We start from the raw sequence: 13,072 nt of genomic DNA, 5'->3' as shown, positions 1-13,072 counted from the left end.
TTAGTTTGAGGAGCTTTCGCCGTTTTGGTTCACCAATAAACCAAGGCGGTTCAGGCCATTGCTACGCAGGGTATCCATGACTTTGACGACATCTTCATAGGGCACTTTTCCATCGGCGGCAATAATGACGGGTGTGTCCGCCTGAACCAGTGCCTGTACCTCAGAAAGCAAATTGTCTTTTTCAATTTTCTGAAAGGTATTGCCGGCTTCGCGCAGGCGAATGGAAACGTCGCCGTTTTCGGCAAGCTCGATTTCAACCGGTGTTGACGGAACCGTTGCTGCCTGGCCAACCGATGGCAGGTTGATCAGGCCTGGTGTGATCATGGGGGCGGTTACCATGAAAATAACCAGCAATACCAGCATGACGTCGATATAGGGAACCACATTCATTTCATTTTTCATTCGACGGCCGCGTCGATGGCTATTTCTTCTGGAAGACATGATTAGCGTACCTGACGTTGCAAAATATTCAGAAACTCATCAATGAAGCTGTCAAAACGGCTGGCAAGTTTGTCAATGTCGTTTGAAAAGTGGTTGTAGGCAATGACAGCGGGAATGGCGGCAAACAGGCCGATTGCCGTGGCGATAAGTGCTTCGGCAATGCCTGGGGCAACCGCGGCAAGGGTTGCCTGTTGAGCGGTTGAAAGCCCGATGAAAGAGTGCATGATGCCCCAAACAGTGCCTAACAGGCCGATATATGGGCTGACCGAACCGGCCGAAGCCAGAAAGTTGAGGCGTGAATCGAGCAGGTCCAGTTCGCGCTGGTAGGTAGCTCGCATGGCGCGGTTGGGGCCGTCCATTAGCGCATTGATATCGGTGTTGCCGGTACGGCGGGCTTTCATGAATTCGCTCATGCCAGCTTCGAAAATACGGGCCAGTGCACCATGCTCATCGGTGTTGCGGGTGATGGACTGGTGTAAAGAAGACAGGTCGCCGCCTTTCCAGAAAGCATTTTCAAATTCACGTGTTTGTGACAGCGTACGTTTTAAGGTTAGCCGTTTGCTAATGATGTAAGTCCAGGAGACCACCGAGATGGCCAGCAGGATAAGCATAACGATTTGTACGGGGATGCTCGCATTGACTATCAGCGAGAAAATTGACATCTCATCTTGAACGGGTTGCATAATAAAGTATTAGTCCTGCACGGAAATTAATAAGGTTCTGACTGAAGGAGGTATGGCCGCAGGCCGGAAAGTTTGATTGTTGACGCAACATATTTTAATGGTGCTTTCAACCAGTAGCCGGGAGTCTCGTTCTGCCCATTGTACGAAGGTGGCAGAAGCATCACCGACTTTGGTGATTTTGCTTTTAATAAAAATCAAGTCATCAAGCCGGGCGGGTTTTTTGTAGTTCAGCTGGGTGTTGACAACCACAAAAATGCGGTTGTCGCTGCAGGCCAGCGCTGATTGATTAACACCCAGATGGCGCAGCCATTCGGTGCGGGCCCGCTCAAAAAACTTTAAATAGTTGGCGTAAAAAACAACACCTCCGGCATCCGTGTCTTCGTAGTAAACCCGGATGGGGAGCGTAAATTGCCTGTTGTCTTGTTTTTCAGACATGTAAAGCCCTGATAAATCAGTGAATTATAGCGTATTTTTAAGGTTTTCAAACAAGGATAAAACGTAAGCGTTTACTTCTGCCACAGGGACTTTGACTGCCTCTGCCTTGCTGCGTTCCTGGACCTCGATAACGCCGTCCTTGAGTCCGCGATCGCCAATGGTAACCCTGATTGGCACGCCAATCAGTTCCCACTCCGAGAACATGACACCTGGTCGAGCATCACGATCGTCAAGTATAACGTCTATATTGTTTTGTTTCAGTGTTTCGTAAAGTGCTGTGGCTTCATTGCGAATTGTTTCGCTTTTTCCCCAGCCCACCGGGCAAATGACAACCTCGAAGGGGGCCATGGCGATTGGCCAGATAATACCTTTTTCATCATGGTTCTGTTCAATCGCGGCGGCCGTGATACGGCTGATACCAATACCGTAGCAGCCCATTTGCAAGGTTTCGGGTTTGCCGTTTTCGTTCAGGAAGGTGGCTTTCAGTCCTGACGAGTATTTGTCACCCAGGAAAAAAACATGCCCCACCTCAATGCCACGCTGGATCGCCAGCTTGCCGGGCTCTCCAATGGCCGGGTCGCCTGCAATCACATTACGCAAATCGGCCACCTCGGGTTCGGGCAGGTCACGACCCCAGTTGATGCCTGTGATGTGGTAGGGCGCTTTATTGGCACCACAAATAAAGTCGGACATATTGGCAACCGTGGTGTCAACAATGATATTGACGGGTTTGACGGTATTGAGCGGGCCAAGATAACCGGGCTCAGAGCCAAAATATTCAAGAATTTCTTCTTCAGTGGCCAGACGGAAGCCGTTTTTGAATGCCGGTAACTTGCCGACCTTGATTTCATTGACTTCATGGTCGCCACGCACCATGAGCAGCCATACTTTGGCAGGGCCCTCTTCAGGCGTGGTTACAAAAACCACCGATTTGACGGTTTTGTCCAGGCCTACCCCCAGTTGTTGGGCAACCAGTTCACATTTGTTGGCGTTGGGCGTTTCAACTTCCTGCAGCGCCTGGGTTGGCGCTTCGCGTTTTGCAATCAGGCAGGGCGCTTCGGCCAATTCTATGTTGGCTGCATAGTCGGAATCGGGGTTGTATACAATAAGGTCTTCGCCGGTCTCGGCAATGACCTGAAATTCATGACTGCGTGAGCCGCCAATAGAGCCTGTGTCGGCAGCCACGGCCCGGAAAGTAAGGCCAAGACGCTTGAAAATGCGCATGTAAGCGTTAAACATAATGTCGTAACTGGCAAGGGCGCCGGCTTCATCGCGATCGAAAGAGTAGGCGTCTTTCATGGTGAATTCACGGCCTCGCATCAGGCCAAAGCGGGGGCGCCGTTCGTCACGGAACTTGGTTTGGATATGGTAAAAATTAACGGGTAGTTGCCGGTAACTGTGAATTTCATTACGGGCAATGTCGGTAATTACTTCTTCAGAGGTGGGTTGCAGCACAAAGTCGCGCTGATGGCGATCCTTGATGCGCAGCAGTTCGGGGCCGTATTCTTCCCAGCGGCCGGATTCAATCCAAAGTTCTGCGGGCTGTACAACAGGCATAAGCAGCTCAATCGCGCCGGCGTTGTTCATTTCCTCACGAACAATCGCCTCTACTTTGCGCATGATTTTCAGGCCCAATGGCATGTAGGTATAAATGCCGCCAGCGTGTTTGCGAATCATGCCGGCACGGGTCATTAATTGATGACTGGCGATTTCGGCTTCTGTTGGGGCTTCTTTTAAGGTATTTAAGTGAAATTTGGATGCTAACATGGTTACAGACTCAATAGATACGTATAATCAACTAAATTGTATTTGAAAATGGGGGTGGCCGCATGCTGGATCGCGAAGGCTACCGTCCTAATGTTGGTATTATCCTTGTTAATCAGAAGAATGAGGTGTTCTGGGGTAAAAGAATTCGAGAGCATTCATGGCAGTTTCCGCAAGGTGGCATTAATCATGGTGAAAGCCCTGTGCAGGCCATGTTCCGTGAACTTCATGAAGAAGTTGGTCTGAAACCAGAGCATGTACGAATATTGGGACGAACACGTAATTGGTTACGGTACAACGTACCGGATAATTTTGTGCGACGCGAGTCGCGAGGATATTATAAGGGGCAAAAGCAGATTTGGTTTTTATTACGTTTGGTGGGTAAAGATTCTGATGTCAGTTTACGGGCAACCAATCATCCGGAATTTGATGCCTGGCGCTGGAGCCGGTACTGGGTTCCCCTTGATGCGGTAATAGAATTCAAGCGTGAAGTATATATGCAGGCACTGAATGAGTTGTCGAAAATCATTTTTCGCAATCCGTCAGAAACCCGCCTTTCAAGACCTCGACAGTTCTACGGTCGCAAATCCCAGGCTGGGCGTGGCAAAAAAACAGATACAGGCAATATCCAAAAAACGGAGAAAGCAAAAATCCCGTTGGGTGTTGAATAACGTGTAATTTGTTTATCACTAACTGGCTGGTGCTATTCAAATGGTACCAGCCGGTTTTTATTGTGATGGTTAAAATTGTTGTTTTATTGCATTGAAAACAACGAAAATGAAAAAATCATCAAATAAGCAAAAATAGGACTTGTGTTTTTTTATGATGGGATTATAATTTCATCTTCTTCGCGAAACGCAGTAAAAAGCAAATCGCAAGCAAGTGCCCAGGTGGCGGAATTGGTAGACGCACTAGGTTCAGGTCCTAGCGGGAGCAATCCTGTGGAAGTTCGAGTCTTCTCCTGGGCACCATTGATTGTATTTTAATAAAAAAATAAAAAAGCAATTAATGTAAATTTCATCTTTCATTGTTTTTCACTGTTAAATATTTTACACAGCAATAGCTGATATACAGCTATTGCATTGTCACATTCATTTTCCCTTATATATTCCAGGCCTTGGCCACCAGTTCGCTGTAATGCACAGGTGTGTGTCCAATCAGGGCTTCAAAATCAGCGCAGCTGTCTTCATTGTTCGTGGCTAGCATGGTCATGGTTTCAGTGCACCAGGGAACGCCGGGAACCAGGTCTCCCAGGCGGGCGCTCAGGGTGCTTAGGCTGTCTGGCAAAGGAAGAACGCTGGCCGGGCGTCGGCCACATTGTTGCCGCAGGCTGGCAATGAAGTCACTCATGAGCACCGGTTCTGCTCCCGTGCAGCTGATAATTCCCTGTTGAACAAAAGAGGGGCCCAGCAAGGCGACAATGGCTTCAGCCAGATTAAGCACGGAAACCGGCTGGACACGTGCACGCAATACCGGTTTGGGCAAAACCAGAAAAGGCAGCCTGGCCAAATTCATGAATAGTGCACTGCTGGCGCCACCTTTGCCAAATACAATGCTGGGGCGCAATATGTTGTGGCTTATTTTGCCACTGTCAGCCAGAGTCATAAGATGATGGTCGGCGGCCCGTTTGGTGCGGGCGTATTGCGTTTGGCTGGTTTCGGCGCCAAGGGCTGAAATTTGTATGACTTTTTTAATATTTGCCTGAACACAGGCATCCCATAAGGCGATGGGGGTGTGTTGATGCACAGCCTCTATAGGACGCGAACTTGATGTGCGCAACACGCCAACCGCATTGATGACGGCATCTACATTGTCAAGTCGGGGCAACCAGGCCTGGGCGGTGGTGTCTTTGGCGTAGTCAACAACCACGCTGTTGGGCAAGGCGTTTGCATGGCGTGACGAGACGCCGGCAATCACCTCGTGCCCCGCCTGTTTTAGTGCGCGGGAAATGTTTCCGCCAATAAAGCCTTTTGCACCACATACAAGCACTTTCATAATGATTCTCCAGTTTGTTTGTGATTGATTATGACTAAAGTGATAATAAATATTGTTAATTCTAGGGTCAATATCTAATTATATTTCCATTAATGGAAATATAATTGCAACAATCGCTATTTTTCTATCACGTTTACCGCTTCATAATAAACCCATCAAATCAACTTTCCCGAAATTTTACACATCGGTATGAAACTTGATTTTTATTGAAAGTCATTAATATTTTGGAGTTTATTATGAAAAACATCATTAAAGCCGCCTTTGTTGCCACTACTCTTGCCGCGGGTGTTGTGCATGCCGCAGCCTTAAGTGAGTCTGATTATCCGTTTGTGCCCAATGCCGCAAGTATCGATGCAGGACAAAAAGTCGAACAGCGCATGACTAAAGAGTCTTCTTCTCCGTCGGTTGCGGTAAACAGTACCAAAACCCGTGAGGTGGTGATGCAGGAGCTGGTTGAGTACAAACAGAGCCAAGGTGATGATTTTATTTCATATTGATCAGTTTTGTGCCTGGCAGGCGTTAACATTTTTTGACGCTAAGGCCTTGAGTGTATGGTGAAAAAAAAGTCGTGCCATTTTGGGTGGCACGACTTTTTTTATGCATGGATGGTGCTTATCAAGGTTTCAGGCGGGAAATGAGGCTGGAGGTATCCCACCGGTGACCACCTTTTTGTTGTACTTCAGCATAAAACTGGTCGACCAAAGCCGTTACCGGTAGCAAAGCCCCGTTGCGCTTGGCTTCATCCAGGACCAGTCCCAGGTCTTTGCGCATCCAGTCTACGGCAAAGCCAAAATCAAATTTATTTTCAATCATGGTTTTACCACGGTTATCCATTTGCCAGCTTTGGGCTGCGCCTTTGCCTATCACATCCAGTACGGCATACATATCAAGACCTGACCGCTCTCCGAAGGCAATGGCTTCTGACAGGCCCTGGACCAGGCCGGCAATGCAAATCTGGTTGACCATTTTGGCCAGTTGGCCGGCACCGGGTTCGCCCAAAAGGGTAATTGCACGTGAATAGGGCTTTGCCACAGTCTGGATTTTGTCGAAAACAGCAGGTTCGCCTCCGCACATAACCGTAAGCACGCCATTGACAGCGCCCGCCTGTCCGCCAGAAACGGGGGCATCAATAAACCCAAGCTGTTTTTCTTTGGCTAATTGGTATAGTTCGCGTGCGACATCGGCAGAGGCCGTAGTGTGATCAACAAAAACGGCGCCTGGTTTCATGCCATTGAAAGCGCCCGTTTCGCCCAGGACAACGCTACGCAGGTCATCATCATTGCCCACGCAACAAAAAACAATATCCGCGTTTTTGCAGGCTTGTGCCGGAGTGGGGGCCCATGATCCACCAAACTCGGCAGCCCAGCTTTCGGCTTTGGCGGTGGTGCGGTTGTAGACACAAACCTGGTGACCGGCCTTGGCCAGGTGACCAGCCATGGGAAAGCCCATAACGCCTAAACCTATAAAAGCCACATTGATGGAAGGGGTCGTTTCGTAAGATTTTTCGGTAATTGATGGCATGGCAATCCTGTTGATGTCAAAATGGATGAAAAACACTTGAAAGATTAATATACCTTAATATTAAAAAATCCGGTTTGTGGTTTTGAATACAGGGTAAAATCAAGTTCTCCTTATTGTTAATCCAGTGCGTTTACCTGTAAATGCGCCTTTTGTATTGAATACGATATCACTATGTTGCAAGACTTAGATCAAGTTGCCGCTCGTGTCGGGCAAGTGGTTCAATTATCACGCAGTTTAATGGCTGAACGTCAGTCCATTGCCGCACGGCTGGCATTGGCTGAAAAGGCCCGTGACTCATTCCGCGATCAATTTCAGGCCCGTGAGGACGAGTTCAAGAGCATTATTCAACGCCTGGATAATCATGAACAGGAAGTCGGCGAAATCCGTGCCAAGGCGCAGCATGAAAATGTTCAGTTAAAATCCGAGCTCGAAAGCGCGCAACAGGAAATTACCCGGCTGCAGGCTGATCTGGCCAAGGCGCAAAGTGAGTTGGCTGCTTTCCGCGAAGGGGCCATGAAAGCCCGTGATCGTGTTGAGCACGTGCTTGGCAATTTGCCTGGTGCTGTTACTGAAGGAGCTGAATAATGGAACGGGTCAACGTATCAATTCTGGGGCGCGAGCTTTCTCTTGCCTGCGCTTCTGAAGAGCGTCATAAACTGGTAGAGGCAGTCAGGCATGCAGACCAGCTTATGCTTAAAATCAAAGGCTCTGGCAATGCATCGGTTAGCAATGAGCGCATTGCGATCATGGCATGTATTCAGATGGCGTCAGATCTTTTGTCAGTGAGGGCTGTTGATGGACCTTTTGCCGGTGTACAATACGGTGACTTCAAGAAAAAAATTGATGAACTCAATGCATTGCTTGATGATGGAATCAATGAGTTAAAAGGCCTGTAAAATTCAGGCCACAAAACGGGTTTTAGTGTATTATGAATTTACACGAAAGGTTGTCCCTGCGGTATTCGTGACTTGGCTTATCATCTCTTACCTATGCTTATGGCATCAGGTTATCGGATTATGAAGTGGGTGTGAGCGTCTCTCGTCAGACGAACCCGAAGCTTTATTGATGGTGACCAATCTTGAACTTTAGGGTTCGAGGTGCCGGCCTAGACGGTACATGCGGGGCATTTAATGAAAAGCGGATCTTGTGTTTCAAGATCCGCTTTTTTGTTTGGTATGGGGTTTTTTCTTATTGGTCAGTTTGTTTTTTTGCGCTGCTTATATACAACCAGATACCTGCCAGAATCATGGGAATCGACAGCCATTGCCCCATACTAAACCCCAGTGCCAGGAAGCCCAGGTATCTGTCGGGTTCACGCGTATATTCGGCAATAAAACGAAAAACGCCATATCCCATCAGGAAGACGGCACTCACTTGCCCCACCGGCCTTTTCTTGCCTGAAAAAAACCACAGTATGATAAATAACAGAATACCTTCAAGCAGCATCTGATAAATTTGAGAAGGGTGGCGGGGGATATTGCCGGCACCCGGAAAAATCATGGCCCAGGGGACATCGGCTGGCCGGCCCCAGAGTTCGCCATTAATGAAATTGCCCAGGCGTCCGCAAGCCAGGCCAAGCGGAACCAGGGGGGCAATGAAATCGGCGACTTCGAAAAATGTTTTGCCTTCTTTGCGGCCAAACAGGTACATGGCCAGTAAAACACCAAGCAGCCCTCCATGAAAAGACATGCCGCCGTCCCAGATCGAGAAAATTTCCAATGGGTGTGACAAATAAAAGGCCGGCTGGTAAAACAGGATGTAGCCAAGGCGGCCGCCCAGGATGACACCCAGTACGCCATAAAAAATCAGGTCTTCAAAACGTTGTTGGGTAAGGTCAATCATGCCTTTTTTAATACGGTATCTGCCCAGTATCCATACCAGGGCAAAGGCAAGCAAGTACATCAGGCCATACCAATGGACTTTTAATGGGCCAATTTCTATGGCAACAGGATTGATTTCGGGGAATGGGATCATGTGTTCGGTTCTGTTGTGTAGGAATGATAAATAATTGGTCCAGTCAATTTTCTGGATACAATAGCATTATTGCAGTTAAAGAAGTATAAAGTGTATTCGCGATTGTTCTGGAAGTTGTCGTGTAGATATATTGAATTGTTTAAATATTAATCATGTTTGGGTTGGATATGTTGCGTTCGGTTGGCAAATGGGGCTTTTTATTAATGGTTTTCGTGTCACCGGCTGTTTATGCTTCTGCGCAGGTTGATGGGGCAAAACTGGCGCAGGAGAAGGTTTGCATGGGCTGTCATCAGATAGAAAAGGCCCGGGTAGGGCCTCCGTTCAAAGCGATTGCGCAGCGCTACCAGCAAGCTGGTGATGGCATTGAAACCTACCTGGTCCATGCAATTCGCCAGGGGGGGAGAGGTCGGTGGGGTGTTATTCCCATGCCAGCCCAGCCGCAAATCAGTGATGAAGATGCATTGACGATTGCCAGGTGGATTCGGGGTTTGAGCTTGACAGGTGCTAATAATGAATAATGTCTTAAGAGAAATAGCGGTATTTGGTGGCGGTTGTTTCTGGTGCACTGAGGCCGTGTTTTTACGTTTGCGAGGCGTGTTGCGGGTGCAGTCGGGTTATTGTGGTGGTCATGTCGATAACCCAAGCTACGAGCAGGTATGTGAAAAAAACACCGGTCATATTGAAGTGGTGAAAATTGAGTTTAATCCACAGGAAATCAGTTTTGACGATTTGCTGACGGTGTTTTTTGAAACGCATGATCCCACCACGCCCGATCGTCAGGGGAATGATGTGGGCCCCCAGTATGCTTCGGCTATTTTCTTTCAGAATCCCGAACAGGAAGCCGTTGCCCGTTTGCATATAGAACGGTTGCAAGAGCATCTTGCTTCGCCAGTGGTTACCAGGTTGTTGCCCAAGGCGCAATTCTGGCCGGCCGAAGCCTATCATGACAATTATTTTGAACGTAATCCCAATCAGCCTTATTGCGCTTTTGTGGTTTCAGAAAAAGTCAACAAGTTCATGAAACGCTTTCCCGATAAATTGAAGGCGTCCTGATGCGGCAGGCATGCCGCTGTCTTATAAAAAAAGTCCGGGTTTTATTGGTTAACGCCATAATGGCAGCGTTATCTGGTTTTATGACGGTTTTATATTAATGAAAGGGCAATTGACCACATAATTACCCCGGTGCCTATATCCAGAATTTGCCAGGCCCTTGCTCTTTTGAACAAAGGTTGCAGCAAACGGGCGCCATAGCCCAATGAAAAGAAAAACAAAAGGGATGCCAGGCTGGCGCCAATAAAAAAGCTCAGGCCCTGGCCGGGGTAGCGGGTAGAAACAGAGCCAATCAACAGCAGGGTGTCCAGGTATACATGTGGATTCAGCCAGGTAAAGGCCAGGCAGATTAAGAGTGTTTTTTTCAGGCTGCTGGGTGTGTTGACCTGACTGGCATTCAAGCTGCTTTGTCCTTTGATGGCGGAAATGAAATTCATGAGTCCATAAAAAAACAGGAAGGCGGCACCTGCATAGCGGATGGTTGCCAGCCAGAAACCGGATTCGGACAAAAACATGCTGAAACCGGCAACGCCTATGCCAATAAGCGTTGCATCAGAAATGGCGCAAATCAGGCAGACCCAGAAAACATGTTCAGCTTTCAGGCCCTGGCGAAGAATAAACGCGTTTTGCGAGCCAATGGCCATAATCAGTGAAAAAGAAAGCAGGAATCCGGCCAAGAGAGCGGTCATGGGAATAAATAGTTCAAAAATGATGGGTGGCTATAAAGTATGCGCCAGGTTTGGGAATGTTTGAACTGATTATAGATGGTTTGACGATTGTGTTTTTGGTTTGGCCCTGCGCATGAAAATTGCTGACAGGGCCGGAAATGTGCCGGGATGATAATTATCCGTTTAATTATTCGACTTTTTTCAAGACCCCCCGGCGCATCTGGTCCAACTCGATGGATTCAAAAAGTGCCTTGAAATTGCCTTCACCAAAACCTTCATTCCCTTTACGCTGGATAATCTCAAAGAAAATGGGACCAATCTGGTTTTCGGTAAAAATCTGCAATAGCAAATCGTTGTTTGGGCCACCATCCAGAAGAATCCGGTTCTTTTTCAGGCGTGACACATCTTCGTTGTGGTTGGGCAGGCGCTGGCTTAATAATTCATAATAAGTGTCAGGCGTATCCAGAAATTTCAGCTTGTTTTGCCTTAGTGCTTCTACCGTTTCATAAATATTGTTGGTGCCCAGGGCAATATGCTGGATGCCTTCGCCATGATATAAGTCAAGATACTCCTGAATCTGCCCTTTTTCTTCGGTGCCTTCTTCGTTAATCGGGATGCGGATTTTTCCACAAGGAGAGGTCATTGCCTTGGACTTGACGCCGGTTACTTTTCCTTCAATGTCAAAATAACGGATTTCCCTGAAGTTGAACAGGCGCTCATAAAACTCGGCCCATTCCTGCATGCGACCTTTATGAACGTTATGGGTAAGATGGTCAATAATTTGCAGGCCGGCACCTTTGTGATTCATGTCTTCGCTGGCGGTCTCATAATTGATGGGTTCAAAGTCGACATCATAAATGCTGATGTCGCCAATACCACCGTGTCCGTCTTTTCCTTTCCAGCGGTCAACCAGATAGATCAGTGAGTCACCAATGCCTTTAATGGCAGGAATATTCAATTCCATCGGGCCGCTTTGTGAATCAAAACCCCAGGCACCCAGCTCCAGCGCGCGCTGATAGGCTTTGGCGGCATCCTGAACCCGAAAGGCAATGGCGCATATGGAAGGGCCGTGCAGACGGGCAAACCGCTGGGCAAAAGAATTTGTCTCGGCATTGATAAGAAAATTAATTTCGCCTTGACGGTATAGGGTGACATTTTTGGTACGGTGTTTTGCAATGGCTTTAAAGCCTAAAGCAATAAACACTTTGCCCAAGGCTTCAGGGTCGGGGGCGGTATATTCAATAAATTCAAAACCGGCAGTGCCCATTGGGTTATCCCAGGGGGTGAATGTTTCAGTGCTCATTATCATCTCCTTCTGTTATTGATTCATTGTCAGCTTTTGCGCAAATGATATTTTAATAAAAAATGAATAACTAAAAATTGCGAATCAGTCTCAAAGAAATGTATTTTTAAATTATTATGCTAATAAATAAAATATTAAGGAAATAAAATGCCAATAAATCAATTGGATAAGATAGACAAGCAAATTATTAATGAATTGCAGCAGGATGGGAGGCTTAGCAATCTTGAGTTGGCCGATCGGGTTGCATTGTCCCCCAGCCCCTGTTTGCGGCGGGTAAAGCGCCTGGAAGATGAGGGATATATAACGGGATATACCGCGAAGGTCGATCCGGATAAGATCGGTTGCGGATTGATTGCTTATGTATCCATTCATCTGAACAAAGTAAGTGGTAGCAGTCATGCGCCCATGGAGGCATTTGCCCGTGATGTGCAGAAATGGCCCGAGGTTGTGGAGTGTTATGCCCTGTCCGGTGAAATGGATTACATATTAAGAGTCCAGGTAAAAGATTTGGCCGCTTTTTCGGCGTTCTCCATGAATGTATTAATGAAGCATCCTTCTGTTATAGACATGCGTTCAAGTTTTGCATTGCAAAAAATAAAAGAAAGCAAAATGCTTTATGTTAAATAGAAAGCTTACTATGTTGCATTGTTGCAATAAAAAAACAACTCATGAGTACGCAACAATTCCCAAATAAAACAATGGCTTGTGGATTTTGGTGTAAAATACCTACAAGTATTTGAAGAAAGTACTTGCCAAGGTGGGCTTGGGTTCGCTATAGTTACATTCTTTCGCAGCAACAGCGCTAGGGTTTACCCCAAAACGCCAGGCGGTGAAAAACGAAACGAAGTTCAGGTGTTAACGATTTGGTTTAATCTGGGCAACGTGAAGAAGGTGGTCTGGCAGATTGGTTTTAACGATTCGCCGGGTGGTTTAAAAAGAACGGTTTTAAAAATTCTTTAAAAAAGTTCTTGACAAACAAAACCACATGCTTCATAATCTCGTTTCTCTGCTGCTGACACAGCAACGCAGTCAAGTCAGTCTGATGTAATAAACCTTCGGGTTTGAGTCGGGTTGAGCTGAATGCGACAAGACCTGAATGAAGTTTATCGCGGGTTTATGTCAGCCTCATGACCGTTGGGTCATGTTGTATGCTCTTTAACAATATAACAGCCGATAAGTGTGGGCGCTTGGAATGTAAGAGGCCACACCAGCAATGCTGGTGATGCTAAATTTATACT

At 47.2% G+C, this 13,072-nt stretch carries 17 protein-coding genes, 1 tRNA gene and 1 other RNA gene; 10 read left to right on the top strand and 9 right to left on the bottom strand.

The window, feature by feature from the left end; translation table 11 throughout:
• The 4 genes from IE074_RS09125 to IE074_RS09110 are packed head-to-tail and all read right to left on the bottom strand — an operon-like array spanning position 1 to position 3,326.
• A complete protein-coding gene (locus IE074_RS09125; protein WP_189385163.1) occupies positions 1–441 on the bottom strand; it encodes an ExbD/TolR family protein in 441 nt (146 codons plus the stop codon).
• A gap of 2 nt (positions 442–443) precedes the next feature.
• A complete protein-coding gene (gene tolQ / locus IE074_RS09120; protein WP_189385162.1) occupies positions 444–1,124 on the bottom strand; it encodes a protein TolQ in 681 nt (226 codons plus the stop codon).
• A gap of 9 nt (positions 1,125–1,133) precedes the next feature.
• Positions 1,134–1,559 carry a tol-pal system-associated acyl-CoA thioesterase gene (ybgC, locus tag IE074_RS09115; RefSeq protein ID WP_189385161.1) on the bottom strand — a complete coding sequence of 142 codons (426 nt, stop codon included), beginning with the start codon at positions 1,557–1,559 and terminating at the stop codon, positions 1,134–1,136.
• Between the two features lie 24 nt (positions 1,560–1,583).
• Entirely contained in the window at positions 1,584–3,326 is a 1,743-nt protein-coding gene (locus IE074_RS09110; RefSeq protein ID WP_189385160.1) for a proline--tRNA ligase, read from the bottom strand.
• A 62-nt stretch (positions 3,327–3,388) separates the two neighbouring features.
• Between IE074_RS09110 and IE074_RS09105 the strand changes: the two genes are divergently transcribed.
• The gene (locus tag IE074_RS09105) at positions 3,389–3,994 is read left to right on the top strand and encodes an RNA pyrophosphohydrolase (protein ID WP_189385159.1); all 606 of its coding nucleotides are present in this window, start codon (positions 3,389–3,391) and stop codon (positions 3,992–3,994) included.
• Positions 3,995–4,207: 213 nt separating this feature from the next.
• Positions 4,208–4,294: transfer RNA gene (locus IE074_RS09100), tRNA-Leu, on the top strand.
• Positions 4,295–4,424: 130 nt separating this feature from the next.
• Here the strand turns inward: IE074_RS09100 and IE074_RS09095 are convergent.
• Positions 4,425–5,318: an NAD-dependent epimerase/dehydratase family protein gene (locus IE074_RS09095; protein WP_189385158.1), complete on the bottom strand. Its 894-nt coding sequence runs from the start codon at positions 5,316–5,318 to the stop codon at positions 4,425–4,427.
• Between the two features lie 236 nt (positions 5,319–5,554).
• On the opposite strand from IE074_RS09095, the gene IE074_RS09090 reads away from it, so the two are divergent.
• Positions 5,555–5,815: a DUF4148 domain-containing protein gene (locus IE074_RS09090; protein WP_189385157.1), complete on the top strand. Its 261-nt coding sequence runs from the start codon at positions 5,555–5,557 to the stop codon at positions 5,813–5,815.
• Positions 5,816–5,933: 118 nt separating this feature from the next.
• Here the strand turns inward: IE074_RS09090 and IE074_RS09085 are convergent, their stop codons facing one another.
• Positions 5,934–6,839 (bottom strand): NAD(P)-dependent oxidoreductase, encoded by a 906-nt coding sequence (locus IE074_RS09085; protein ID WP_189385156.1) that lies wholly within the window; start codon positions 6,837–6,839, stop codon positions 5,934–5,936.
• A gap of 171 nt (positions 6,840–7,010) precedes the next feature.
• On the opposite strand from IE074_RS09085, the gene IE074_RS09080 reads away from it, so the two are divergent.
• From IE074_RS09080 to ssrS, 3 genes are all read left to right on the top strand, one after another.
• Positions 7,011–7,424 (top strand): hypothetical protein, encoded by a 414-nt coding sequence (locus IE074_RS09080; protein WP_189385155.1) that lies wholly within the window; start codon positions 7,011–7,013, stop codon positions 7,422–7,424.
• Positions 7,424–7,735, top strand: a complete 312-nt coding sequence (locus tag IE074_RS09075) for a cell division protein ZapA (protein WP_189385154.1) — start codon at positions 7,424–7,426, stop codon at positions 7,733–7,735. The genes IE074_RS09080 and IE074_RS09075 overlap by 1 nt, the downstream gene beginning before the upstream one ends.
• A gap of 50 nt (positions 7,736–7,785) precedes the next feature.
• Positions 7,786–7,968: non-coding RNA, 6S RNA (ssrS, locus tag IE074_RS09070), on the top strand.
• A 59-nt stretch (positions 7,969–8,027) separates the two neighbouring features.
• Here the strand turns inward: ssrS and lgt are convergent.
• A complete protein-coding gene (gene lgt / locus IE074_RS09065; protein ID WP_189385153.1) occupies positions 8,028–8,813 on the bottom strand; it encodes a prolipoprotein diacylglyceryl transferase in 786 nt (261 codons plus the stop codon).
• A gap of 167 nt (positions 8,814–8,980) precedes the next feature.
• Here lgt and IE074_RS09060 point away from each other — a divergent pair, with 167 nt between their 5' ends.
• A complete protein-coding gene (locus IE074_RS09060; protein WP_229793964.1) occupies positions 8,981–9,331 on the top strand; it encodes a c-type cytochrome in 351 nt (116 codons plus the stop codon).
• Entirely contained in the window at positions 9,324–9,866 is a 543-nt protein-coding gene (gene msrA / locus IE074_RS09055; protein ID WP_189385152.1) for a peptide-methionine (S)-S-oxide reductase MsrA, read from the top strand. Before IE074_RS09060 ends, msrA begins: the two co-directional genes overlap by 8 nt.
• A gap of 89 nt (positions 9,867–9,955) precedes the next feature.
• Here msrA and IE074_RS09050 read toward each other — a convergent pair whose 3' ends face one another.
• Positions 9,956–10,552: a LysE/ArgO family amino acid transporter gene (locus IE074_RS09050; RefSeq protein ID WP_189385151.1), complete on the bottom strand. Its 597-nt coding sequence runs from the start codon at positions 10,550–10,552 to the stop codon at positions 9,956–9,958.
• A 166-nt stretch (positions 10,553–10,718) separates the two neighbouring features.
• Positions 10,719–11,834, bottom strand: coding sequence for a 4-hydroxyphenylpyruvate dioxygenase (hppD, locus tag IE074_RS09045; protein ID WP_189385150.1), 1,116 nt, complete (start codon positions 11,832–11,834; stop codon positions 10,719–10,721).
• 147 nt (positions 11,835–11,981) lie between these two features.
• On the opposite strand from hppD, the gene IE074_RS09040 reads away from it, so the two are divergent.
• Positions 11,982–12,461, top strand: a complete 480-nt coding sequence (locus IE074_RS09040; protein WP_189385149.1) for an Lrp/AsnC family transcriptional regulator — start codon at positions 11,982–11,984, stop codon at positions 12,459–12,461.
• Between the two features lie 78 nt (positions 12,462–12,539).
• Positions 12,540–12,794 (top strand): hypothetical protein, encoded by a 255-nt coding sequence (locus tag IE074_RS09035; protein ID WP_189385148.1) that lies wholly within the window; start codon positions 12,540–12,542, stop codon positions 12,792–12,794.
• Positions 12,795–13,072 lie beyond the last annotated feature (278 nt).

The organism is Advenella faeciporci (genome assembly GCF_014652395.1).
Classification (GTDB): domain Bacteria; phylum Pseudomonadota; class Gammaproteobacteria; order Burkholderiales; family Burkholderiaceae_B; genus Advenella; species Advenella faeciporci.
Note: the sequence above shows the minus strand (reverse complement) of the source record. Positions and strands in the feature narration are given on the sequence as shown.